Below are 25,269 nucleotides of genomic sequence, written 5' to 3'. Positions count from 1 at the left end.
AGCCATACACAAAAAACTTCGTTCCAGATTTTTCCGACGGTCGTTTCTCCACCCGGCTATTTCATCCTATCCAGAATATGTTCACCCACCCGGATGGCGTTGGCAATGATGGTTAGCGACGGGTTCACGGCTCCACTAGACACGAAGAAACTGGCATCCACTACGTACAGGTTATCAATTTCGTGGGTTTTGCAGTTCAAATCCAGTACGGAGGTAGCCGGGTCGGTACCGAAGCGCATGGTTCCGTTCTGGTGCGAAACGCCTGCCAGCGAAATGGTTTTGCCAAAATATAGCGTATGGTCGAGCGTGGAGTCACAGGGGGTACATTCTTGCAAAATGGCCTTCCATTTTGTGCGCAGTCGATTAAACCCCTCCTCGTTATTCGCCTTGTAGTGCAGAATTCTCTTTCCCTTGCGCAGCTCGATCCGATTGTCAGGATCGGGCAGGTCTTCGGCCATCAGCCACCAGTCGGTCGTGTGGTGAGCTACTTTCTCCAGCACGAAGTCAGGGGCCAGAGCGGGTGCATCGGCACCGATCATATCCTTATTGGCTTTGCCCATCAACTGGATGTGTCCCATCGGGAAATTGAATTCCTTGTCGCCATAGTAAAAATCATTCAATCCCAGGGTCTTCTGAAAAACCGTGGGATTGGCCTGCCGGCTCAGGGCCATGATGGCGGCGTTCTGGTGTTTCATGAAATTGCGACCTACCTGTCCCGACCGATTGGCTAGGCCGTCGGGGTGCCGGTCGGTGGCCGACTGCTGAAAAAGCAATGCGCTGTTGATCGCTCCGCACGATACCACGACGATATCCGCCGAAAATTGTCGCTGGCTACCTCCGGATTCTACCTCCACCGCCTTTATTTCGTTGCCTTGGGCGTTGGTCAGGAGGCGGGTAGCCCGCGCATGGGTCAGCAGCGTGACGTTCGAATCATTCAGGGCCGGGCGGATACAGGTAACGTCCGCGTCGGCCTTAGCGTCGATGAGGCAAGGAAATCCATCGCAGGTGTCGCAGCGGATACAGGCGCTGCGGAGCGGGTCCTGCTCATTGAGCCGGATTCCCAGCGGCAGGTAAAAAGGACGGTACCCCTTGTGGGTGAGGGTGTCGTACAGTTCCTGGATCACTGGTTCGTGGCTGATGGCATCGTGGGGGTACCCTGCGCTCCGGTAGGGCTCGGTGGGGTCCAGGTTGCTTTTGCCGTGGACGCTATACAGTTTTTCAGCCTTGGTGTAATAGGGTTCGAAATCAGCATAGGTCAGTGGCCATTTGGGCGATACGCCCCCCGCGTGCTGTACGCGCTGAAAGTCGGTTTCGCGCAGGCGGAACATGGCAGCGCCGTAGAATTTGGTGCTGCCCCCCACCCAGTAGGAAGTCTCGGGCTGGAAGGGTTCCCCTCTGTCGTCCAGAAAGTCTTCGGCATTATGGTATCGCTCTTTCTGAAATACCTCTCCGGCATCCCAGTTAGCTTTTTCTTTGGGCAGAAAGGTACCTCGCTCTAATACCAGAATCCGTTTGCCCGATTTTCTCAACGTATCCAGCATCGTGCCACCTCCGGCGCCGGTACCGATAATTATAATGTCGTAGTGGGTGTCGCTCACGTGTTAAGGAAATGTTTTGGGTAAATTATTTTTCTGAAATCAGTACTGCGTGTCCATCGGTGTCACGCAGTAGAAAACCATGTTTTGCTTCCCCATTCAGGGTACTGACCGCCGTAATACTCTTTGAAATCAGAGGGTACCCCAGGGTCATAAGTTCATCGAAAACCCTGCCCACATCCTCCACCGTGACCACGGTATGCCAATGAATCAGATCGTTGGGCCGGGCGGTTGTTGGAAATGGCCTGCCGTCGGTCGGAGTTTTGAAATCAAGGAATTCGATGCCCATGCCTTCACCAAATCTCAGGCCCGTGATGAGAAGCCGGGCACCGTCCACCTGGTTGAGCTTCTCCTGTTCGAGGCCGTAGTTTTTGGTCTGGGAATCTTTTTTCAGGCCGAGTTTTTGGTAAAACGGCCAACTGGCGGCCGTTTCCTTCACCACAATTGCGGTGTGGTCGATGCCTAGAAAAAGGCCTGCTTTTCGTCGATGCCATCTGGATTCACCCTGGTCAGCGGGAAAATGGATGAGTTCAAGTACGTGTCCGTCGGGATCTTTGAAGTAGAAGGCAGAAATTCCGGCCGCTTCCAGATACCCCGGCAGCGTTTGAGGCGACGGAGAAATCGGCTCAATGTCGAACATTTTCAAATGTTCGTAAGCTGTGTCCATATTACTGACAACGAGGGCCAGATGTTGAAACCAACGGTCATTGCTTCGGGAATTCGCCGGAATCTCATCGCCGGTGGCTGAGGTTTGGAACTCCATCAGTTCGATGGTTTCATCCCCCAGCGAAAGTACGGCTACCTCCACGGTCATACCGTCCTCAGGCATTCCGAATAGCCGACCGGCCGTAAAGGCGTCGATCGTGTAGCGGCCCATGGGCCTGAAATTCAGGGTTTTTTCATAAAAGGCAAGGGAACGGGAAAGGTCTTTGACTGTAAGAGCAACGCGCGAAAGCATAGGTTTGGGCTGATGAAGAACAAAACGAACCAGGGCGACCGATGCGCCGGGTACCCTAAGAGTACTATTTGACTAGCAATTTTGTTTTTCCAGGCTACTATTCCATTTCGGTACCCGACCACGAAACAAAAAATCCATCCCTGACTCAGGAATGGATTTCTGGATTCTTAACCTAAACTAATCGTATGAGGATTAGACCTTTGACCCGCCAGACGCGCAAAGTCGCGTCTTTACTGGGTATTAATTCGTTTGTACGCGCTGCTGCAGATCGTCGGCACCGGTATTGCGCTGCCGTGCACCCTTCACGTTCTGATTACCGAATCGGTAGGTGAACGTCAGACGTACCTGACGGCTGGGCCACGTCGAATTCACTCGAAGGCTGATGTCCTGGAATTCGGAGGTACCCCGGAATCTGTTCATCCAGAAAATGTCGCTGACGTTCAGGCGCAGGGTACCTTTCTTTTCCCAAATGCTTTTCTGCAAGCCCACGTTGATCATGCCCTGCGGCTTGGCCACAAAGAACCCGTACACCGCGCGGCTGTTGTACCAGCCCGACAGCTCGGCCGTCCAGTCATGGGCCATCTTGATTTGATTGCTGGCGTTTATATTGTAATTGAACTGCTCCACATCGTACAGCGCGTCCTGGTAATAGGATTTGTAGCGGTTGTACGAACCCGTAAAGTTGGCCTGTAGCGTCCACCACTTCGCCACCGGAATCGGCATCGAAACGGTCAGGTTCAGATTGTCCTGGTTGTCGAGGTTCTCGGTGGTCACGTAGGTTTTGTTCTCAGACGCAATCTGGTGAGGTACCTCGCTGGCGATCAGATCGTTGATTCGGCTGTACGAAAGGCTGGTGTTCAGGAAATTCTTGTACACGTGCGTCAACTGCACTGCGTGGGTATACTGCGGACGCAGGTTGGGATTGCCCCGCTGAAACGTATAAGGGTCCAGATAAAACTCGAATGGATTGAGCGACTGGTAGTTGGGCCGGTCGATGCGGCGGCTGTACGAGAAATTCAGCACGTTGCTGCTATCCAGCTGCCGCGACAGGAATACGCTCGGAAACAGATTGAGGTAGTTGCGGTCGCGTACATCGTTCAGCGTCACCGAATTGCCTACCGAATGTGTGTGCTCGGCCCGGAACCCCAGTTGATATGAAGTTTTGGTGCCCAGCTTGCCGCCATAATTGATGTAAGCCGCATTGATGTTTTCGGTATATTTAAATCGGTTCGTGCGGTTGGGGTCGATCGTCCAGACATCCTGCTTCACCTCAAACGTCATGTTATTGTCTGAAGCCACGTAGCTGGTTTTCAGTCCGGTTTCGAATTTTCCCTTACCCAGCATCTGTACGTAATCCATCTTGGCCACGCCGATGTTGATGGTCGAAGGCATCTGGTTGCGCACCAGATCGGGGGTACCATCCATTGCACCGCCGGGTTTGTAGTAGGTAGTATTCAGGTTATTGAAGCTTTGTCCACCGTAGCGCACGTAGTCGGCATCGAAGGTCAGCTCCTTGCCTTTGTCATCAAATTTGTGCTTCACATTCACGTTGGCTGTTACATTCTTAAGCTTTTGGCCGCTGGTAGATTTGGTCACGAACGACTGCTGCAAGTCGAGATTTCCGTCCAGGATACGGGTCGTGGCAATCCCTTCGGGGGTGGCCCAGTCGTTGAAAAAAGCCGAAGCAAGTACACCCAGAGTGGTTTTGTCCGAGATGCTGTAATCCATTCCGGCGCGGGCGCTGTAATTCTGCGATTCCCAGATCCGCTCGGTGCGGTTATCGAAAATCGTCACATTGCCCTCGTAGGGAATCTTGCGGTAGATATTGTTATTGTTGAACCCCTTTCCGGCAAAAAAACTACCATTACCGAAAATGTTGATTTTACCCTGCCGGTGATTGAGCGCCAGCGAACCATTGCCACGGCCGTAGCGCGAGTACCCCGCTCCGAGGGAGAAGTTGCCGTTGGTGCCAAAGTTCTTGTTCTTTTTGAACTTGATATTGATGATTCCCGAATTGCCGGCCGCGTCGTACTTGGCCGACGGATTGGTGATCAGTTCGATCTTCTCGATGTTGTCGCTGGGCGTGTTACGAAGCAAGTTCATCAATTCCGTTTGGGAAAGGTAGGTCTGTTTGCCATCGATTTGCACGATGACTCCCGCTTTTCCGCGCAATTGAAGACGATCATTCTGCTGGTCTACCACCACACCCGGCGAGCGTTCCAGTACTTCCAGCGCCGTGGCCCCAGCCGATACGATGCTATTCTCTACATTGACGACCGTGCGGTCGATTTCCTGCTCGATGAAAGGTTTTTGGGCTAACACTTTCACCTCGTTCAGTAGCTCGGCACTGACGGAAAGCGTCACGGCCGAAAGTTGAACAGGTGCATTGGCCACCACGAAGACGGGACTGTATACTTTTTGGTACCCGACCATCGAAACCAGCGTCAGGTAGCGGCCTGCCTCCACCTGTTCAAACGCAAACTTACCGTCGTTATCGGTGGTCATGCCCTTTGCCAGGGTGGAGTCCTTAGCTTTTAGCAGCAGTACATTGACAAAGGGAAAAGCGGCCTGTTTTTCGTCGAGGACGGAGCCAGATATGGAGCCGCGGTCGTTATTCTGAGCCCAAAGAAAGGCCGGAACCAGTAGCAGAGCTACCAGGTAGGTAAAAAATTTCATGGCTAATAGATGGTTATGTTTTCGCTGCGATGGAATTTCGCTAGCGTTTATTATGCTTCAAAGGTAGGTAGTATGTATTGCATAGAACCTTTTATTACACAAAAGGAATATAATTTGGATGAGTGGAGTGGATAGGTGCAATGCGTACTTCAAGCCTTCGGACTAGTGATGCGAAGGAAGGACAGAAAGTTGCACGAAAGAAGAGAATTATTTTAAAACGGCTAAAAATGGGGATGAAGGGGAGTTTTTTAAGGGAAAATTGAAAGTTGAAAATGGAAAGTGATACTTTCAGGGTACCTTACCCATTTTCAATTTTCAACTCTCGACTACATTGATCAACCGCCTTTATGATACTTCGCTAAGCCTGCTTACTGACTTGTACCAGCTGACCATGGCCTACGGCTACTGGAAGTCGGGGAAGGCCGAGCAGGAAGCCGTGTTCAATTTGTATTTCAGGAAGCACCCCTTCGGCGGGGGTTTTACGGTTGCCTGCGGCCTAAGCAGCGCCATCAGTTATCTCAATGAATACGGCTTTTCTAAAAAGGACATCAGGTACCTGGGTACCCTGACGGGCAGCGACGACCAACCGTTGTTTGAAGAAGATTTTCTGGAATACCTGCGGAATCTAGAATTCAAGTGCGACGTGGAGGCTATTGCCGAAGGTACCGTCGTGTTCCCGAACGAGCCGCTGCTGCGCATTACAGGACCGATTCTACAATGTCAGCTTCTGGAAACGCCGCTGCTGAACCTGATCAATTTCCAAACCCTGATCGCCACCAAAGCCGCGCGCATGCGATTGGTAGCACCCGATGACGCGTTGCTGGAATTTGGCCTGCGCCGTGCCCAAGGCCCAGATGGTGGCATGACGGCCAGCCGGGCGGCCTATATCGGCGGCTTCGACGCTACCTCCAACGTACTGGCCGGAAAACTGTACGGCATTCCCGTGAAAGGTACCCATGCCCACAGCTGGGTCATGTCGTTCGATACCGAACTGGAATCGTTTGAAACCTACGCAAGGTACCTGCCCAACAATGTCACATTGCTGGTGGATACCTACGACACAATTCAAGGGGTAAAGAACGCGATCATCGTGGGGCAGCAACTGCGCGTCCGCGGCCACGATCTGGGCGGCATCCGGCTAGATTCGGGCGATCTGGCCTACCTTAGCATCGAAGCCCGTAAGATATTGGACGCTGCCGGATTTGAGAAAACATCCATCGTCGCCAGTAACGACCTCGACGAGCACATTATGGACAGCCTGAAACAGCAGGGTGCTAAAATCAACGTGTGGGGCGTAGGTACCAAACTGGTCACCGCCTACGACCAGCCCGCCCTGGGTGGCGTGTACAAACTGGCCGCACTGAAAAACGAAAGGGGCGAGTGGGAAAATAAAGTCAAATTATCCGAGCAGACCATTAAAACCTCCACGCCGGGTATCCAGCAGGTGCGCCGATACCGCAATGACAGGGGCTTCGTGGCGGATATGATTTTTGATGTGCGTATGGAAGTAAGTGAAAAAGCGACGATGGTCGATCCCTACGACTTTACGCGTCAGCGCAGGTTCGATACGCGCTATCAATCGGAGGATTTGTTGAAGCCAATTTTTCGCGCTGGAAAACAATGCTACGAAATTCCGGCCATAGAAGACACCAAACAGCGCGTACAGCACCAGCTCAGCCAGTTGCACGAAGGTACCCGGCGTTTTGTGAACCCGCATACCTACCCCGTGGGCCTGGAAAAAGGGCTCTTCGATACAAAAACAGCCTTGATTTTAAAACTTAGGGGCGGGGAGTGAGTTTGGTTTAAGTACAGGAGTACAGGAGTACAGGAGTACAGGAGTACAGGAGTACGAAGGGCTGGGCTGGTGCACCAGCAAAGGCACAAAGTATTTTTTGATTGAAGAGTAGGTACCCTTGGCGTCCGAATTTCCCTTCAACAATTACACAATTACACAATTACACAATTACACAATTACACAATTACACAAATGAAAACAGCCGGTGTCGTCGGCGCGGGAATTGGGGGCATTGCTGCGGCGATTCGCCTGGCGGTGAAGGGCTACCGGGTCGAGGTGTTCGAAGGCAATAGCTACCCCGGCGGGAAGTTATCGTCTTTTGAAATCAACGGCTACCGCTTCGATGCTGGTCCATCGCTGTTCACGATGCCGCAGTTGGTCGACGATCTTTTTCGTTTGGCGGGCAAGAATCCAACGGATTATTTTCAGTACCAGAAACTCCCCGAAACTTGCCGGTACTTTTATGAAGACGGTACCCGCTTCACCGCTGACGCCGAGCCAGCGCTACTGGCCAAAACGATTGAAAAGTACCTGGGCGAACCCGCCGAACAGGTACTGGCGCATCTACGGGACAGTGCGGTAAAGTACGAGGTGACCGAGAAACTGTTTCTGCACCGATCATTACATAAGGTAGGTACCTACTTCAACCGCGATGCGCTGAAAGGGTACCTTAACCTGGGCAAGCTGGATGCTTTCCGAAGCATGAATCAGGCTAACAGCAGCCGATTCACCGATCCGCGCGCAGTGCAGCTTTTCAACCGCTACGCCACCTACAACGGCTCCGATCCTTACCAGACCCCCGCGACGATGAACATCATTCCGCATCTGGAATACAACATCGGAGCCTTTTTTCCAAAGGGAGGTATGGTAGCGATTACCAACAGTCTGGTGAAACTGGCGGAGGATTTGGGCGTGACTTTTCACTATACTAGTCCGGTCGAAAAACTGCTCATCGATGGGAAGCGGATTTCGGGCGTACAGGTGAAGGGCGAAGCGCTGAGCTACGACATAGTGATCAGTAATATGGATGTGGTCAATACTTTCCGCAAGCTCCTGCCCGACGCCCGGCAGCCCGAGCGTATTTTGCGGCAACCCAAGTCCAGTTCGGCGTTGATTTTTTATTGGGGCGTTAAAAAGCAGTTCCCCGAGCTGGGGCTGCATAATATCTTTTTCAGTAAGGACTACGCCACCGAATTCCACCATATTTTCCAACAAAAAACCATTCACCACGATCCGACGGTGTACATCAATATTACCGCCAAATACGAACCCAACGATGCGCCCGCTGGCGGCGAAAACTGGTTTGTGATGGTGAATGCACCCGCCAATGATGGGCAGGATTGGGGTACCCTCATCGCCGAAACGCGCCAAAACATTCTGACCAAAATCAGCCGTCAATTGGGTGAAAACATTGAAACCCTAATCGAAGCCGAGGATGTACTCGATCCGCGACTGATCGAAAGCCGCACGTCGAGTTCGCAGGGCGCTTTGTACGGCAATAGCTCCAACAATCGCTTCGCGGCTTTCCTGCGCCACGCCAATTTCTCGCGGCAGTTCAACAACCTGTACTTTGTAGGCGGTAGCGTACATCCGGGCGGAGGGGTACCTTTGTGTTTGCTGTCGGCCAAGATTGCGACGGAAATGGTGAAGTGAAGTTTTTGTTGAAAAGTAGTACCTTGTCTGTTTTCTGACGCTTTGCTCAATAGATAATGCAAGACCAAAACGTACGCTGGCTACAACGTTTCGCAAATTTCAAAAAGGCCCTCGCCAAATTAGCGGAGGTATTTGAAGATCGGGAAGACGACTTATCTGACTTGGAACAAGAAGGTATGATCCAGCGATTTGAGTACACCTTTGAACTGGCCTGGAAAACCTTGCAGGATTTGTTACGATACAAAGGTTATCTCGACATCGCTGGTCCCAATCCAGTTTTGGAGCAAGCGCTCAAAGATGGGTACCTTACCGATGCCGAAGGCTGGAAAGCCATGAAGAAATCGCGTGAACTCACTTCGCATACCTACAATTCCGAAACGGCCGAAGAAATTGCCGATAGTATTCGGTTCAGCTATTACAAGCTTCTGGTAGATTTAGACAAAAGATTGGATGCAGAACGTGGCGGACAGCAGACCTCACTAATTGACACATGAAATACGGATTGTCCAATACTACTCTGGAAGAAATTCTGGCGGTGTTTCGGGAAAATAGCCACGTGGAGGAAGTTATTCTCTTCGGTTCGCGAGCCAAAGGTACCTACCGTCCTGGCTCTGATATTGACCTGGCCGTGAAAGGAAAGGATCTCACTTTTCAGGAATTCATCAAGCTACTGGTCAAGCTGGATGAGTTGGAAATACTCTATAAAATTGACGCTATCAACTACCAAACCATCAAGAGCCAGGAACTCCTCGACCACATTAGCCGGGTAGGAGTTAGCCTTCTGCAAACTGCTGCCCCGTGAAATTTCTAACGAAAGTCCTCAAATACCTTCTGGTTCTGGTGGTCGTGCTGGTAGCTGGAATTGCCATTTTTGTTAACACCGCTCCGCAGTTTGGCGCGGCGGCGGAAGGTACCCGGCTGGCGCGGATGAAGGCCTCGCCTGAGTACCGCGAGGGTGCCTTTGTGAACCTGATCCCCACGTCGATGGACATGAGTGCGGGGCAGGTGGGAGAAACGCTCGAAGAATTCATTACTGCCAAAAATACCCGCCCCGACCAGCCCCTGCCCGTCGATTTTGCGGACAAGGTACCCCCATCGGATAGCCTGTTGCACATCACCTGGTTTGGGCACTCGGCGGTACTGCTCGAGCTGGAAGGCAAGCGCATTCTGCTCGATCCGATGCTCGGCCCGGCCGCGTCGCCCGTGCCGTTTTTTGCCCAGCGCTTTGCCTACCGTGCTCCCATCGACATGGCACAGTTTACCAATATCGACGCCGTCGTTATCTCCCACGATCATTACGATCATCTGGATTACGGTTCCATCCAGAAACTGGACGCGCAGGTCGGGCATTTCTACGTGCCACTGGGGGTAGGTGCGCATCTGGAACGCTGGGGCGTGGATAGCACCAAAATCACCGAACTCGACTGGTGGCAGTCAGTAGAAGCGGAGGGGATTACTTTCACCGCTACCCCCGCGCGGCATTTCTCAGGCCGGGGGCTCACCGACCGCAACTCCACGCTCTGGGCTTCTTGGGTCGTGCAGGGGCGGAAAAATAAAGTCTATTTCAGCGGCGACAGCGGCTACGGGCCGCATTTCAAACAGATCGGTGCGCGCTATGGCCCGTTTGATCTCGCGATGATGGAGTGCGGCCAATACAATGAAAAGTGGAAAGCCATTCACATGATGCCCGAACAAACCATGCAGGCTTTTCTCGATCTGAAAGGGAAAGTACTGCTGCCGATTCACTGGGGGGCCTTCAACCTGGCGGTACATCCCTGGACTGAAAGCGTGGAGCGGCTGAACCGCGCCAACAGGACGAATGTGTTCATTGCCACTCCCATCATCGGCACAAGGTACCCCGTTGCTACGCATCCACCCACCCAACGCTGGTGGGAGCCACTGGTGGCCGAATAGTACACGCCCCACCTAATCCTAAATACCTAAGGAACGGAATTTGTAACGCATACCCGTGTGGGCAGTATCCTCACTACGGAACTACGGGCTATCTGTAACACCGAGTGGCGCTGCCAGATGTATATTTTTCAAATGCTTAAAATCAACTGACCATGAAAACCATGAAAAACATTACTTACATTTTGTTCGTAGCTCTGGCACTTAGTGCCTGCTCCAATAAGATGACCTTTCAGGATTCCTCGGTTGTGCCGGCAGCTTCGGGCGATGTCAAAGTGAAGAAAGACAAAAACGATAACTATGCGATCACGGTAAACGTGAGGAACCTAGCGGAGCCCAAAAAGTTGAGTCCGGCGCGGGAGGTATACATTGTCTGGATGCAATCTGACCGAGATCTGGTTAAAAAGCTGGGACAGATCTCTGTCGGTTCGGGGATGTTTAACAAGTCGCTTTCGGGTGAACTGACGGCCACCGAAACCGTCAAGCCCGATCGAGTGTTCATCACCGCCGAAAACGACGCCCAAACGCTGAACCCCAGCACGGAGATGATATTGACGATAAAATAATCCTCTGGAAATTTATTCGGATTAGCCTACTAACTGTAACACCGTATTTCGAACAATGAGGCGGGTGAAGTAGGAGAGGGATGCCCTACCTTTATCGTCAGGCTGGTAGTAGTAATGGGTTTGTCAAACTCAATGCTATTCCTGGTCTGATGATTGTCCATCTTCTCAAACACGACATTTTCTTGATCGTCGAGCAACTGATAATGCTGCACACAAAATGGCATTACGTTTTCCGGATGGTGCATCAATACGGTTTCGGCAGGGTGATCGTAATCGGTATCGAAAAATAGCTCTACTCGCTTTATTTCCTGCTTTTGTGGCCAGGACAACGTCAACGTAGGTTGCGGATCGTTAAAATCAGCGACCCACGCATTGGGCTGGTGGGTAGGCCGCTGTAAACCATTACGAATATTCTCGGGCTGATAGCAGTCCACATCCGCTTCCAGTTTGAAAGCCAGGTTTTTGCCGGCCGGCCGCCGTTGCGGACACCAGAACTCGAAAGCATCCACGCCGATGTCTTCGGTAGGCTCCTGTTTGCCGTAGTTCGATACGGCAGGATTGATGGAGTTGAAAACGGAGAGCAAACCCGTAATGCGTTGCGGAGAGTACTTTAAAAGTACTTTTTCATTCATTTGAAGTACCAAGAAAGCATAGGTAGGTACTTTAAAGGTTGAGTTGAAGTCAAGCCGTAGGCAGTTTCTTCCTTTTTGCAAAGCGATTGTTTTTTTCTCCAGAATCACATCGGGAGAATGGCTGTCCTTTCGGCTGCATACCCGAAGTTCTATATCCAGATCGGTAGTTTCCGAAGCATAGGGATGAATCGTGACCTGCGGCATTTTTCCGGCCGCTACCGGAATCATCTGGGCGGTGGCGAACTGCATCGGGGTTGTTTCTGCCTCTTCGGGTAGTTCGGTGAGCGATAAGGTACTTGACACAGAAATTTTAGCCTTCCGTACTAAGTCTTCTTCGTCTTTTAAAAGTAGATTAGGTATATGCTGACCCGTTTTCAGTAGTTCTTTTTGCAGGATTTTTACATTTTCTTCTCTGGCTAACTCGGCGGGTAACCAGCCTTTTTCCGCACAGATTTTTGCCGCCATACCTACCGCCTGTCCGCCGTGAGCACTGGTAGCCATCACCCGCGACGAGCCAAAGGCTACGTGCGAGGCGGAAATGATACGACCGGCGATGAACAGGTTTTTAACATTTTTCGAGTAATGGCAGCGGTACGGAATGCCGTAAATTCCTTTGCTATGCCACTGGTTGCAGCCGGGTTTTTCGCTGAATACCCCGTCGGCGGGATGCAGATCGATGCTCCACCCGCCAAAGGCTACGTCGTCGTAGTGAGGGCGCTGCTCTACGACATCCTGCTGAACAAGCATATAATCCCCTCAAAGCGGCGGCTTTCGCGCTTGCCGGGTATGGTACCTACCCATTCGAGTGTCAGGTTCTCGGCCTCGGGAAACTTGCCGGAATTTTTGATATAGTCCCACACGCCATAAATCACCTTCCAAAGCTCCCACTTGATTGTTTCGGTATCATGCACCGTATCGAGCCGACCGCCGTATTCGAGCCACCACAGGCGACACCCGAAATCCTGGGTGTTAAAGCTGCGAAAGCGGGGTATCTTGTGGGTCACATCCAGGGCGAAACTCGGGGCAACGTACTTCACCGGCTTGCCTACATCCTTGGAATAGAAGTACATCGAATGCCCCAGTAACTCGCCATACTCGGCCGAGGGGGCAAATTTTTCCCCGAATTCATCACTTGCTTCGGCCCCCATGCGGAAAGCCGCGCCTGCCAGAAAACCAACGATACCATCACCGGAAGCATCGCAGAAAAGTGGCGCGGACAACTCATAATGCGTGGAATTCTGGGAGCAGAACGCGATGATTTTGGTGATTTTATCGGGGTCGTTAGGATCTTTTTCCAACTCGTACACGGCGGTGTTGAGCAGAAGAGTGATGTTGGGCTCGCTCACTACTTTTTCCAGCGTGATCGTATCGAAAATCAGCGGATTGCCTTCGGCATTGCGGTACATATTCTCGACCAAAAGCTCGTCAATGACGCCCCCTTCCCGCGCCCAGCGGTTGTTGTTGCCCATGTGCGAGGTAGCGCCCAAAATCCACAACCGTACCTCCGACGAAGCGTTACCACCAAGTACCGGGCGATCCTGGACAAGAATGACCTTGATACCCGCCCGGGCGGCGGTAATGGCGCAGCAAACGCCCGACAGCCCCCGCCCACGACGACGAGATCGGCGGAAAGTTCGGATTTTGGGGTAGTACGTTGGGTGGTGGGGTTCGAAAGTAGCATAAGTCTTATTTTAAATCGTTGGTGGTGTGTTACATGCGCCTGCCAACTGGGTCGACATTCTTTATTTTAAATCCAGTGTTTCTTCCAGCGCGGTAAAGCCAGTCGGTTTCATTACTCTGATCAGCAGGCTTTTATCAAAACCTCGCACTGGTACTACCATTTCCCTGCTTTCACCGGGCTGCAAATCTGGAATCGCAAGGATTTTACCCGAAATAGAAAGGGTGTATCCCATGACCGGGTAGGCCGGAAAATCGCTTCTGGCCTGTACCCGAAGTACCAGTTCATGTACCCCCTGCCCACCCGCTGTGAAGCGTACTTTCTCAACCGTCAGGGGCGCCATTTCCTGTTGGTAGGCCGTGTAGGCGGGCCGGGGCGTGCGGTCGGGTTGCACCAGCCCCCAGGGTCGGTAGCCGTTTGGGTTGGTCAGGTAGTAGCGGCTTTGGTAGTCGTTATAAGTCCACCAGGATGCTCCTACCACATACGGACGCTTCCGAATTTCTTCCACTACCTCACGCACATGCTGAGCCTGCCCGGCTTCACCGGCAGGAGCGTCGGCCCGGGTACCCCACTCACTGATTAAGATGGGCTTATCGGGGTAGAGCTGATTGATATAGTCTAATGCTTTAGCATGATTTCCGTAAATATTGACGGAGACAAAATCGACGTACTGACTGGCTTCGTCTTCCGGTTTTTCTGGTCTGGCGTTGAGACGGTTGCTGGCGAAAGTATACAGCCGGGTAGGGTCCAGTTCCCGCGCATAATCGATCATGTCTTTGGTCCAGCGCTGACCAGCGGGCTGATCGGAGAGGTACTCGTTGCCCACGCTGTAGGCAATCACGCTAGGATGGTTCCAGTCACGCTCGACCATTTCGCGGAATTGTTGCCGGAACTTTGTCCGGATGGTATCATTATTGAGTTGGTTGGGCGTAAGTTGCCAGTTGCCCGCTTCGGTGACAATCAGCATGCCGTACTGATCAGCCAGATCGTAAAAATATTCCGAGGGAGTATAGTGCGTCAAACGCTGAAACTCCATTCCGGCCTCCTTCATGAGCCGGAAATCCTTCTCAACAAGCCAGTCGGGTTCCAGCGAGCCAAGACCCGGATAATCGAGCACGCGATTCCCGCCGCCCAACCGCACGGGCTGACCGTTGAGCAGGAGTTGCGCATTCCGTACTTCAATCTTCCGAATCCCGAATCGCGTAGCCATCGTATCCTGTCCGACCACAGATTCCAACTGATATAGTGTTGGCGAATTTATATTCCAGAGCCGGGTTTGCGCCGCCGTGAGGCTGGTTTCAGATTCCACGAGTATCGTTTGCCCCGCCGGGATGTTCGTAGCTTTCGTTTTCCATTTCAGCGGAAGTACCTGTTCTCCCAACCGTATCAGGTAGTTGACCTGAGGAGAAACAGCCTGCCGAGACGTATTTCTGACAAGTACCTTAGTCGTGAGGGTGGAGGTACCTTTGGCCAGATCGGGCGTAGCTTCTACCTTCAGATTCTCTACATACACTTCCGGCTCTACGGTGAGGTACACGGGTCGGGTCAGTCCGCCGTAGTTGATCCAGGCCGGAAATGAGCCGTTAATATCGTCGTTGTCCTTCACCGCCGGAACGGTATTCAGCTTCCAGACATCATTATTGACCGATACGGCCAACAGGTTATCGCCTTCCCGCAGGTAGTCAGTCACGTCAAAGTGAAATGGGGTGTAGCCCCCTTCGTGGGTACCTACCGGCTGGCCATTCAGCCAGACCTTGGTGAGGTAAAAGGCTGCGTCGAAATGCAGAATTACGCGTTTTCCAGCGACAGGTTTCCAGCCAAATGATTTGCGGTACCAGGCCGTGCCCGTATAAAAAAGGTACCTTGGGTCAGCCGAAAAACAATGAGGTACTGTCACTTTATCCTGGCGGTTGGTTCTGGTAATACTATCAAGGTACCACTTCCCAATTACACCCCGGTCGGCTAGATCGAGCGCGAAGGTCCATTCCCCATGCAGCGGAATAGCATTAGGTACCTTGATGGTATACTGCCCCATAACCGGCGCGGCCAGGAACAGGATGACTATAAATTGGGAAAGGATTCGTTTCATTCTTTAGGGTTCGTTCGGCAAGCAACAGGGTATCAGGCCTTTTTGACTTTATCTAGTTATAAATCGTTATTTTTGTCCAAAAAACAATTCGCTATGGCCGTTTCGCAATCATCCAGCCGACTCAGCAATCTTCAATTAGAATTGCTCAAACTATATCCTTACAATGTTTCTGACAATGAGGTGAGAGATATAAAAAAATTGCTCGCCAACTATTTTGCCAATAAAATTGACTCAGAAATGGATCAGCTTTGGGATGAAAAAGCTTGGGATGCTCAGACCATCGAAGGATGGAAAAAGGAGCATTTGAGAAGCCGGATTGATTCATGAAAGTAGTCCTCGACATCAACGTACTATTGATTTGCTTACCTGTAAAATCGCCGTATCGACCTATTTTCGATGCTCTCAAAAACGGAAGATTTGAATTGATAATCAGCAATGATATATTATTCGAATACCACGAAAAACTTGCTGAAAAAACTACAGCTTCGATAGCGGATAATGTGGTCAAACTCTTACTTTCTCTTGACAACGTTACCTTACAATACATTTCTTTTAAGTGGGATATCATGCAAAATGATCCTGACGATAATAAGTATGTCGATTGCGCATTGATAGCCAATGCTGATTTTTTAGTTTCTGAGGATAAACACTTTAACATATTCCAGAACATTGGTTTTCCAGCTTTGAAAATCATAAGGATTGACGAGTTTTTGAGCTACTGGGTTTGATTTCCAGCCGCTTGTTACGCTCCCGCGTCGACCAGCCAATCCAGGCGGCTACCGCTACAATAAGCAGCCCCACCCCGGCAATCAAACCGACGTCTTCTCCTGAATTAATACCTAGCCCCGCTATACTAAGCCCCGTTAACGCAAAGCTGATGGCAATGGCCCGCAGAGCAAAGGTATTTTGAGAATCCGAAGATTTGTCCGTGGCTTCCATTACTTCGATAGTAGGTACTACTCTGCTGCTCAACCAATTTTGATAAGTAACATATTGTAAATCCTGGGTTTTGCTACCATAAATAACCCATTCGTACAGAGCCAGCAGCAGGAAAGGTACCCCCACGCCGACCGACATTTCGGCCGCCCGGCTCAGCGAATAATCGAAAAGCAAGGGTGAGATGAATTTGAAGAAAATCCCGATACCCAGGCTGATCAGCGATACCATCAGGATCGAGCGGGCATTCTGCCGTTTGGAGAAGAGCGTCCAGACTACCGGCAACAACAACGAACCGCCCGAGATCGCCCCTACGCTCAGCACCAGATTGACCAGTCCGCCAATATGCGGCACCGCCAAAGCGATACCAATGGTAATGAAGCCAAATACGACCGTCATGCTGCGCCCTACCCGCACCTGGATTTTTTCGCTGGCTGTGGTATTGATCAATTTCAAATACACATCATTGGTAAATACCGCCGCCAGCATATTCAGCAGAGTATTTGCCGTACTCGCCGTGGCCGAGACCATGGCGGCGAGCATCAATCCTACGAGTCCGGCGGGAAGTACCAATTGCGCCATGAGCATGTAAGCACCCTCCGATTCCAGACCGGTAAGGTCGGGCCTGAGCGAGCGAAAAATCATGGGAGGGAGCATCCACAGGAAAGGACTTATAGAATATAATCCAGCAAAAAGATAGGCTACTTTTTTGGACTCGCGCGGTGTACGTACGCTGGTGTATCGCTGCACGAAAGCCCAACTACCGCCAATGTAGATGATGTGGTACATGACAAAGGCCAGCGTAAAACCGAGGGTATATTCGCCATTGAATACCTTGAAAAAATCGTTGGGTACCTTCTGCACAAAAGCCCCGAATCCATCAGTCCGTTCCAGCGCGAGGGGTACCACAATAAGTACCGCCGCCAGCAGGATCACGAATTGTAGCACATCCGTGACCAGTACGGCCCACAGGCCGCCCAGGGCAGTGTACAAAATCACCATCAACCCCAGCACAATGATGCAGGTTTCGAGCGAAAAAGGCGTGGCCACGTAGACCAGCTTGCCGACCGGATAAAGTACCCCGCCGATGGTAAAAAGCGTAAAGAGGGTCAGGAGGTAGGTAAAAAGCTGCTGTACCCGGGTACCCAGCCGACGGCCAATGTACTCGGCGGCGGTCATGGCGTGGGTACGTTTCCAGCGGGCTGCAATGAAGTAGGCCGTCACCAACCCGCCGATGCACATGGACAATTGGATAGTAATGGCTACGAAACCCAGATCATAGGCAATCGACCCCCACACCACAAAGGTACCTGCCGACAGAAAACTCATGAACAGCGACAGCCCGCTTACCCACCAGGGAGCGGCTTCCCCGGCGGCAAAAAAGGATTTGGAGTCGGTACCCGTCCGGGCGAAGGCCAGGCCTACCACCATCTGGAATACCGCAAATACGGCCATGACTATGAAATCGAGTTGTTGCAATTAATGGAAAGTTGAAAATTGAAAGTGGACCCTGCTTTTTTATTCACTCATTCAAAACTAACTACCTCTATCCCCCAGGGTGGAAGCTGCTTGCGGGTAGGCGATTTTCCGGCCAAAGTCATCGTGAAGTCCGTAGCTTGCGCGCGGTCGTTCAGCAGGATTACGAACTTCTTTTTGCTATCCACTGATTCGGCAAGAATATAGTCGATGACAGGTTGATCTACTTTCACCCAATCTTCGCTGATGACCAGATTGGCCTTCTCGCCGTTGACAGTGCCGGGGGCAAAGCCGTAGGTCTGGTGAGGCCCTACTTTGGGGGTGACGAATCCGCGCGGGAAAGATACTTTGCCGTGGGAGCGCAGCTCAGCCTCAGAAAGCAGATAATCGGTAATCCAGCCGATCTGCCACCAGGCATGGTGCGGGTAGGGCCCGGCCCCTTTGTTCATAGCCTGCCAGTAGTACGAGGCCACGCTGGTTTTGGGGTCCACGAAAGCGTCGCGACCTACCGCTGCCGCCCGCGCCATATCGGCAAAAAGCGGCTCGCCCGTCAGCTCATTCATTCGGATAAACATCCCAGCATGACTGGCCAGCTGGATGGGGCCGCCACGATTGGCCGAGCCGAAAATGCCGCCATGCTCGAAGCTGAGGCCAGCCTGCGAAATTTCCCAGTCTTCACGCGGGGTACCATTGACCATCTTGGGCGAATGGTCGGGAATAGGGTGTGTATAAATAGAACTCGTGTAGATTTTTGCGGCTTTGATGGCCGCTTCCTTGTAGCTTTCCTTTTTCGTCAGATCATAAAGATCCAGCAGCGCCTGCGCCGATTGCCCGGTGGCAAAATCCGGGGCATAGCGGGCATCGCCGCACACGCCCAGAAAACTACCCCGATTTACCCCGTTTTTGACAAACCAGTCGGCCCCTTTTTTCGCAGCTTCCAGGTACTTGGGGTCTTTCAAAATGCGGTAAGCTACCAGTAAGCCGTAGAAGGTCGGGCGGTAGTCGGCCACGTCTTCAAAGAGCTCTTGCTGCGATTTGTGATCATAAGCTACCGACCAGCTACCGTCGGGCTTTTGCCAGCGGAGCAGGTTTTCGGCACCCAGCCGGAGGCGGTCTTTGAGCTGCTGATTGTTGGGTTCAAACAAGAGCATATTACCCACATCGAGCATGATGTAGTAGGTGACGGCCATGGGTTCTACCACTTCGCCCCATTCCTCCACAAATTTCTTTTTCTTGGCCAGGTAGTATTGTCCGATGGCGGCCCCCTGAAAAAAGCCCGGTTCGGTCTGTTGCTGGGTGAGCTTGAAATTCAGGGCGTAGGGTAGTACATTCTCGGTCAGGTCGGGATCATGGGTTGCTTTGCCCAGCATCCACATGGCCCCGTAGTCTGAGTTTTTCATGGCGTCCCTATTAGAGCCTACGACACCCCCGAGGTACGATTGTGCCCCAATCTTCAGACCTTCAAAGTCTTCGATATTCCACATCGACGTTTTCGGGTCGGTGAGGTAGTGGTGCATCTGCTCGATGCGGTCGGTCAGAGATTGGGTACTTTGCCGGAGCGCCAGACCTTCCTTGAATTGGTAGATGTCATAAATGGCATGGTTGAGGGTTTTGAACCAGTCACCATCCACCAGGCTATACCGGAACGAGTACGTCAGACTTTCGCCCGTACCGCGTTCCGAGGCGTACTCGCCCAGCACGGGGTAATACAACGTGGGCGAAAGCTGCCCTTTGCGGTTCATGTGCGACAGGCCGATCCGCCATTCGGTCTGAGTGATTTTATCCTTAGCCCAGGGATCGCGCCCCAGGCCGGGCTCGGGGATGACGGCCAGCGTTACGCCGCTTTTGGTACTTACCAGCGGGGCCAACGTACTGGCAGTGCGCTCGCAGTACACCACCGGCAGTTTCGGAATGCCGAATCCGTAGGCATAGGCCTTGGCAAAATTATCCTGCATGTAGTTTCCCTGAAAGTACCCTGGCACCGACGTCCACCCCATCTTGGCCACGCTAATCGTTGCTAACGAAGGACTGGCCAGTGAAAAGTACCCTTGCTTCTTGGGAGTCAGGGTTTGGGTGATGACCACGTCCGTGGGGTACTTTTCGTCCAGCTTCCAGTCGGTAGTCAGGGTAGCTACTTCGGTTTCTGAGGTGAACTGAAGGTGGTTTTTGTCCACCATTTTTTCCGTAGTCGGGAAGAAATGGTAGGCTTTGCCCGCCGTATTCAGCGCCACGGCGGTGGTACTTTCCTGCCACTGCTTCTGCTGATAATGGTAGTTTTCTTCGGGAAAAGTCCCCCCCGTACTTTTCTCAAAAGTTTGGGCGGCCTGGTCAGAAGGTTTTGTTTCGGAATAGATCAGGGTGTACTCACCTGAGGGCGTGAGTTGGGTATCCCATTTGTTATTTTTTCGAATGGCAACCTTTTGAATTTGCCATCCCCGGGAGGTATTGTGCCACTGAATGCGTAGGTGGTCGTTGGCCAATTGGACAGATTTTTGTCCCTGCACCAAAGTCACAAAACCCGCTGCTAAAAGAAAAGTCAGAAAAAAGAATCGTCTATTGATCATTAGGTCTTTGTGTATCGTGGTTGTGAAAAACCAATTGCCACTGGCGCGGCCTTTTCGTCTTATATTTTTTCCAAAGCTTCAATCCCAGGTACCTTATAGTTTTGGAGTAACTGGTAGTTGGCCGCCGAGAGCTTAATTTTTTTTTCAATCAAATCACCGATCATTTTTTTGATTGTATCCCGATCGTCATTCTTGATAATCAAAGCGATGATCTTTTGATTCTGGATACTGTTTCGGTCGCTGATTTGCGTGAGGAGTTTGTCACTCAAACCCTTTTGCAGGGGTACCTTTTGTAATTTATTCAGGGCCGCTACCTGGGTATAATAAGAGAGCGAATCGTAGTTTTGAATCAGAAAATCCTGCATCTCCTTCCGGGCAAACAATTTTTCGGGAATTTTCTCGACGGCGTTTTTAGGAAAGTACCCCTTCCCCGTTCGTACCAACTCAATGATCTCCGGCAGATTTTGCTCAAACTGAGCTTCCGACAAATGGTCGATCAGATAGTAGTTTGCCGAAGCGGTGTTATAACCGATAATTTTCGCAATCATCGCTTTATCAAGCTGCCGCTGGGTATGCTGGCGAATCGAGTCTACGACGGCCCCGTTGGCGATGTGCCACAGCGTGTAACAGGTAAAAAGCGCCCCGTCGATCACTTCGTCTTTGATGGCCTCAATGGTAGCACCCGAGTAGCCGTCTACGGTTTCATCGGCCTTCACTACCAACTCATGCGCCGGAAGTCCCGTAAAAATCAGGTCGTGATTGGTCAGGATACTTTGGAGTTTGGCATAATCCGCCAGCGTAAAGGGTTTGTGGTCCAGCTTGGTCAGCGGGTCGTAGGGTTGGGTCTGGTAGTCGATGAACTCGCCGATCAGATTCCAGTTAAAAATAACGTTCACGTTGTAGCAGATCCCTTCTTCACATACCGGAGCCATGATATTGGCCGAGTACTTTTCCAGCTTATCGCCCCAGCGTACTTCCTCCACCTCGAAAGATCCGCCATTATTCGTTTCTATCTCAAAGGCAGGGCCAGGCTTGTTCACCAGATACGTAAACAAGCCCACGACTGCCATCAAAACAGAAATGACAAGCTTCATTTTACAACTTCCATCAAGGTACCTCCCAGGTTGTAGTCCTGCTCTCTGGGTAAAGTCGGATCACCTACCCCTTCGATCATCATCGCTTCCAGCTTCGGGAAATAATTTTGGTACACTCCCCTGGGGGTAGTTTTCTCTTCCTTGCAAATGGCGGCGGCCATCCCAAGTACTTCGCCCATCATACCCGTCGTACGCATCAGGCGCACGGTACCCAACGCCACGTGCGACACGCTGATGTCACGTCCCGCCATCATCAGATTGTCGATGTTTTTGGAATACAGACAGCGAAATGGAATGGGGTACGGGTAGATTTTGATATGCTTGGCGATGGACTTAAAGGCCGCACCGGGGAAAAGCTTGGAGTTTTCGGGATCGGGATAGTGTAGGTCGATGGTCCAGGAAGTAGGGGCAGTTCCGTCGGGATACACGCGCTGGTCGGTCAGATCCTGCTCGATGAGTACATAGTCTCCTTTCAAGCGTCTGGATTCGCGCTTTCCTGCCACGTAAGCAACCCATTTGAGCGCATCATGGGCAAACTTCTCCTTATTGGCAGCATGGTTTTTCAGATACGACCAGTTGGAATAGACCGCCAGCATCCCGTAATCGCGGATTTGCTCGAAATCCATCGTCATATCCAGGCCCATGCCCGTTTCCCATTCCCAGTCGCCCTTGGTGATTTCCTCGGCTTTGGCTTCGTTCCAGGGTAGTCCCCATTGTATATCGGGGAAAGAAACGGGATGATCGAGCTTCTCCGAAAACCATTGCACCGAGGCGCCCATCGTCAGGTTGTCGGCTACTTCGGGCGCCGTTTTTTCTCCGTAGACATCGCGGCTTTCGCGGCCAGTCATGTACTCGGCCCCGGCCAGGAAGCCAATGGTACCATCGCCGGTGCAATCGGCAAAGAGGGGCGCTTCAAAGTACACCTTCTCTCCTGTTTCGATGTTGGTGGCATATACCTTTTCTATTTTACCTCCCTTAGTATCCACTTTGTTGGCGTGGTAGTTCAGGAAGAGCGAAATGTTGGGTTCGGCCAGAACGGCTGCCATTTTCTTGTCGTCCTCGTAATATTCTTTCGGCTGGGCGTTTCCTCCCTCCGAAGGACCGATTTCATTGACGAGGTTTCCCAGCGCCGGGTAGGGTTCCAGGTTAATCCGCCCGCCCAGGTGGACCCGTACTTCGGAGCTATTGTTACCGCCCAGAACGGGGCGATTCTGGATCAAGGCTACCTTCACACCTTTTCGGGCGGCTGAGATGGCAGAGCAAGTACCCGCCATGCCACCGCCTACCACCACGAAGTCGAAGCTACCTGCGTTCTTGGGATTCTTGTCAAAACCGAAATACGCGTTGCGGTACTCGGTTAGCTTTTCCTTATCCTCGATGGGTTTGAAATTGGGATCGCTGGTGAAAATAATGGCATCGCAACGGCCATTGAAGCCCGTCAGATCTTTCAGGGCGATCTTATTCTCTTTCTGCGTGATTTTCACCGTTCCGCCGTCGGACCAATTCCACTTGCCGTTGTCTTTGCCGAATGTTTTGGCGAGCGGCTTGTCATTGATCAGTAATTGAAATTGTCCGGCCGCATCCTTATCCGACCATTGGGCGGTCCAGTTGCGGGTGCGAACGTACACTTTGTACGTGCCGGTTTCGGGAAACGTGACAGTCGTGCTGGCGTTTTCCACCGGGCGGCCCATGCCGTGGGCCATCAGGAAGGAAGAACCCATCACATCCATAAACTGCTGGTCGATGGACCAGCCGCCTTTATTGTCGAAACTTTCGGCTTCGACGAATACCGTAGCGGGCTTTTGCGCCAGGGCGAATGGACTGGAAAGCAAGAAAAGAAAGATCAGTCGTTTCATGAATACAGTTGCGTTGATTTTAGAGGCTCAATGGATGAATCGCGTTCGGGCTCGGATAATTCCACGCCGAATTGCCCGTATGAGTGAGGTACCTTTACCCGCGAGGTGAAAATAGGCGAATTAAAAACCGTTACAAGTTCGGATAATTTTTAATTCAGGCTTGGTGAAAACAAAAAAGCGGCTCCCGAACGACAAGAGCCGCTTTATAACCAATTTAACCTATGAGAAAAAACGTATGCATGTGACAGTCTTTTTATTGCCAGTCAGGATTCTGTTCCAATTCCGGATTGGCGTTCACCTCATCCTGTGGGATCGGGAAGTACTTGTTCTTGGCCTGCACTGGACGCGATGGGTACACCGAGTTAGTCGCTTTGGGAATCACCGTCAGAAAACGATCCGTGCGGGTCAGATCATACCAACGGTCACCCTCGGCAAACAACTCCCAGGAACGCTCCTGAAGTACGGCATCGATAAATGAATCTTTGCTGAGTCCGGTGGCCAGGTTTGGTAACCCGGCTCTGCTCCGAACCGCATTGATATAGCCGTAAGCTTTGGCGGTCCCCCCGTTCATGCGGGCTTCGGCCTCGGCGGCAATCAGGTAAATATCGGCCAAGCGCAGAATGGGAATATTCACGATGGTACCCGTGGTCGAAACCGGATCACGGTATTTTCGGATCAATACACCCTCAGTGGTAATTGGGGTAATGTCTTTCTGGGGCACAATCTTTCCAGCTTTATTGACATAGGAAGTTGCCAGTAATTGAAGGCGTTTATCTGTAGGATCGAACGAATTGTAAAAATCCTGATACGCAAACATGGAGCCATACGAAGTACGGGCGTACTCGACTCCCGCGCTACCCGAAGGGCCCGTGAGGCCTACTAATTGATGACCGGTACCCGGTGAAATCGGATCTACCTCAAAAGCCCAGATATTTTCTTTACGGGCGGCGTCTTCCGTCTGATAATCAAAGACATCTAGCACGTTGGTCATCAGCTGGTACTTGCCTGAGTTGATGACGGCTTCGGCTTTTTCCAGGGCTTTGGCCCAGTCTTCGTTGTACAGCGCAGCCTTGGCGTACAGTGCATTCACGGCTTCCTTTGAAGGACGTCCTTTTTCTACCGCAGGATACGAGAGTAGACCTGCCGCCAAAGCCTGATCGAGGTCGCTGTAAATTTGCTTGTAGACATCGACTTTGGGGCTTTTCCCTACGTATGCCTTTTCTTCCGACGTACTTGGCTCCGTTTTGATGGGTACATCACCAAAGTTTTTGGTGAGCATCCAGTGATAAAAGGCTCGCAGATAATATGCTTCGCCGATGATCTGCTTCTTACGGGTTTCGTCCATCGTAGCGTCAGGTACCTTCAGAATAATCCAGTTGGCATTTTCGATGCCTGCGTACGACGATGCCCAAATCTGCTGGGGTGACTCGTTGGTACGGCCGGCGCTGCGTTGGGTAGTATAGGTGGGCTCTACGGTAAAAAGCGTCAGCGTATTACGGCCTACCACCGCCCGGGGGTACACCTGGTCGGCGCTGTAGTCGGGTACCATCACCGCGGCAGGTCCACCGTACAGGCCACGCATGGCATCGTATACGGCGATGAGGCCCTTCTCGGCATCGGAGCCTGTTTTGTAAAAATTATCGGTAAAAATGGACGAGTATACTGTCTCATCCAGTTCGCAGGCAGTCATGCCAATGCCCAGCATAACCAGGGGCAGTATTTTATAAAGGGATTTTAACCTTGATTTCATGATTAGTTTCTTTTTATGGTTGCTTACTACCAAGTTTTTA

Annotated in this window: 17 protein-coding genes and 1 pseudogene; 8 read left to right on the top strand and 10 right to left on the bottom strand. The window is 51.7% G+C overall.

From position 1 onward, the window contains the following. Window positions 1–56: 56 nt before the first annotated feature. From GBK04_RS07320 to GBK04_RS07310, 3 genes are all read right to left on the bottom strand, one after another. A complete protein-coding gene (locus GBK04_RS07320) occupies window positions 57–1,598 on the bottom strand; it encodes a GMC oxidoreductase (protein WP_373330791.1) in 1,542 nt (513 codons plus the stop codon). Window positions 1,599–1,623: 25 nt separating this feature from the next. Further along, on the bottom strand, window positions 1,624–2,553 hold the full coding sequence (locus GBK04_RS07315; protein WP_152758209.1) for a VOC family protein: 930 nt from the start codon (window positions 2,551–2,553) through the stop codon (window positions 1,624–1,626). Between the two features lie 240 nt (window positions 2,554–2,793). Further along, entirely contained in the window at window positions 2,794–5,229 is a 2,436-nt protein-coding gene (locus tag GBK04_RS07310; protein WP_152758207.1) for an outer membrane beta-barrel protein, read from the bottom strand. 331 nt (window positions 5,230–5,560) lie between these two features. On the opposite strand from GBK04_RS07310, the gene GBK04_RS07305 reads away from it, so the two are divergent. The 6 genes from GBK04_RS07305 to GBK04_RS07280 all read left to right on the top strand — a co-directional run bounded on the left by GBK04_RS07305 (window position 5,561) and on the right by GBK04_RS07280 (window position 11,154). Further along, window positions 5,561–7,024, top strand: a complete 1,464-nt coding sequence (locus tag GBK04_RS07305; protein WP_152758205.1) for a nicotinate phosphoribosyltransferase — start codon at window positions 5,561–5,563, stop codon at window positions 7,022–7,024. 192 nt (window positions 7,025–7,216) lie between these two features. After that, on the top strand, window positions 7,217–8,677 hold the full coding sequence (crtD, locus tag GBK04_RS07300) for a 1-hydroxycarotenoid 3,4-desaturase CrtD (protein ID WP_152758203.1): 1,461 nt from the start codon (window positions 7,217–7,219) through the stop codon (window positions 8,675–8,677). A 56-nt stretch (window positions 8,678–8,733) separates the two neighbouring features. Beyond that, complete coding sequence (locus GBK04_RS07295; RefSeq protein WP_152758201.1) at window positions 8,734–9,171, top strand: nucleotidyltransferase substrate binding protein; 438 nt, start codon at window positions 8,734–8,736, stop codon at window positions 9,169–9,171. Then, on the top strand, window positions 9,168–9,479 hold the full coding sequence (locus GBK04_RS07290) for a nucleotidyltransferase family protein (protein WP_152758199.1): 312 nt from the start codon (window positions 9,168–9,170) through the stop codon (window positions 9,477–9,479). The genes GBK04_RS07295 and GBK04_RS07290 overlap by 4 nt, the downstream gene beginning before the upstream one ends. Then, a complete protein-coding gene (locus GBK04_RS07285; protein ID WP_373330790.1) occupies window positions 9,476–10,591 on the top strand; it encodes an MBL fold metallo-hydrolase in 1,116 nt (371 codons plus the stop codon). Before GBK04_RS07290 ends, GBK04_RS07285 begins: the two co-directional genes overlap by 4 nt. A 152-nt stretch (window positions 10,592–10,743) precedes the next feature. After that, the gene (locus GBK04_RS07280) at window positions 10,744–11,154 is read left to right on the top strand and encodes a hypothetical protein (protein ID WP_152758197.1); all 411 of its coding nucleotides are present in this window, start codon (window positions 10,744–10,746) and stop codon (window positions 11,152–11,154) included. 29 nt (window positions 11,155–11,183) lie between these two features. On the opposite strand, the pseudogene GBK04_RS07275 reads toward GBK04_RS07280, so the two are convergent. Beyond that, window positions 11,184–13,345: pseudogene (locus GBK04_RS07275) on the bottom strand (FAD-dependent oxidoreductase). A gap of 183 nt (window positions 13,346–13,528) precedes the next feature. After that, window positions 13,529–15,553, bottom strand: coding sequence for a glycoside hydrolase family 2 protein (locus GBK04_RS07270; RefSeq protein WP_152758196.1), 2,025 nt, complete (start codon window positions 15,551–15,553; stop codon window positions 13,529–13,531). Window positions 15,554–15,646: 93 nt separating this feature from the next. On the opposite strand from GBK04_RS07270, the gene GBK04_RS07265 reads away from it, so the two are divergent. Both GBK04_RS07265 and GBK04_RS07260 read left to right on the top strand, forming a co-directional pair. After that, on the top strand, window positions 15,647–15,880 hold the full coding sequence (locus tag GBK04_RS07265) for a DUF8507 family protein (protein ID WP_152758194.1): 234 nt from the start codon (window positions 15,647–15,649) through the stop codon (window positions 15,878–15,880). Continuing rightward, window positions 15,877–16,281, top strand: a complete 405-nt coding sequence (locus tag GBK04_RS07260) for a putative toxin-antitoxin system toxin component, PIN family (protein WP_152758193.1) — start codon at window positions 15,877–15,879, stop codon at window positions 16,279–16,281. Before GBK04_RS07265 ends, GBK04_RS07260 begins: the two co-directional genes overlap by 4 nt. Here GBK04_RS07260 and GBK04_RS07255 read toward each other — a convergent pair. The 5 genes from GBK04_RS07255 to GBK04_RS07235 form a co-directional block, all read right to left on the bottom strand. Then, window positions 16,244–17,944, bottom strand: a complete 1,701-nt coding sequence (locus GBK04_RS07255; protein WP_373330789.1) for a sodium:solute symporter family protein — start codon at window positions 17,942–17,944, stop codon at window positions 16,244–16,246. The two genes, GBK04_RS07260 and GBK04_RS07255, sit on opposite strands and share 38 nt — an antisense overlap. Before the next feature lie 71 nt (window positions 17,945–18,015). Beyond that, window positions 18,016–20,529 carry a glycoside hydrolase family protein gene (locus tag GBK04_RS07250; RefSeq protein WP_152758190.1) on the bottom strand — a complete coding sequence of 838 codons (2,514 nt, stop codon included), beginning with the start codon at window positions 20,527–20,529 and terminating at the stop codon, window positions 18,016–18,018. 59 nt (window positions 20,530–20,588) lie between these two features. Beyond that, window positions 20,589–21,623 (bottom strand): hypothetical protein, encoded by a 1,035-nt coding sequence (locus tag GBK04_RS07245; protein WP_152758188.1) that lies wholly within the window; start codon window positions 21,621–21,623, stop codon window positions 20,589–20,591. Beyond that, on the bottom strand, window positions 21,620–23,479 hold the full coding sequence (locus GBK04_RS07240; protein WP_152758186.1) for an FAD-dependent oxidoreductase: 1,860 nt from the start codon (window positions 23,477–23,479) through the stop codon (window positions 21,620–21,622). The genes GBK04_RS07245 and GBK04_RS07240 overlap by 4 nt, the downstream gene beginning before the upstream one ends. Window positions 23,480–23,732: 253 nt before the next feature. After that, complete coding sequence (locus GBK04_RS07235) at window positions 23,733–25,229, bottom strand: RagB/SusD family nutrient uptake outer membrane protein (RefSeq protein ID WP_152758184.1); 1,497 nt, start codon at window positions 25,227–25,229, stop codon at window positions 23,733–23,735. Between the last annotated feature and the right edge of the window lie 40 nt (window positions 25,230–25,269).

It is taken from the genome of Salmonirosea aquatica (assembly GCF_009296315.1).
GTDB lineage: Bacteria > Bacteroidota > Bacteroidia > Cytophagales > Spirosomataceae > Salmonirosea > Salmonirosea aquatica.
This window is presented reverse-complemented; position numbering and strand designations above follow the sequence as displayed.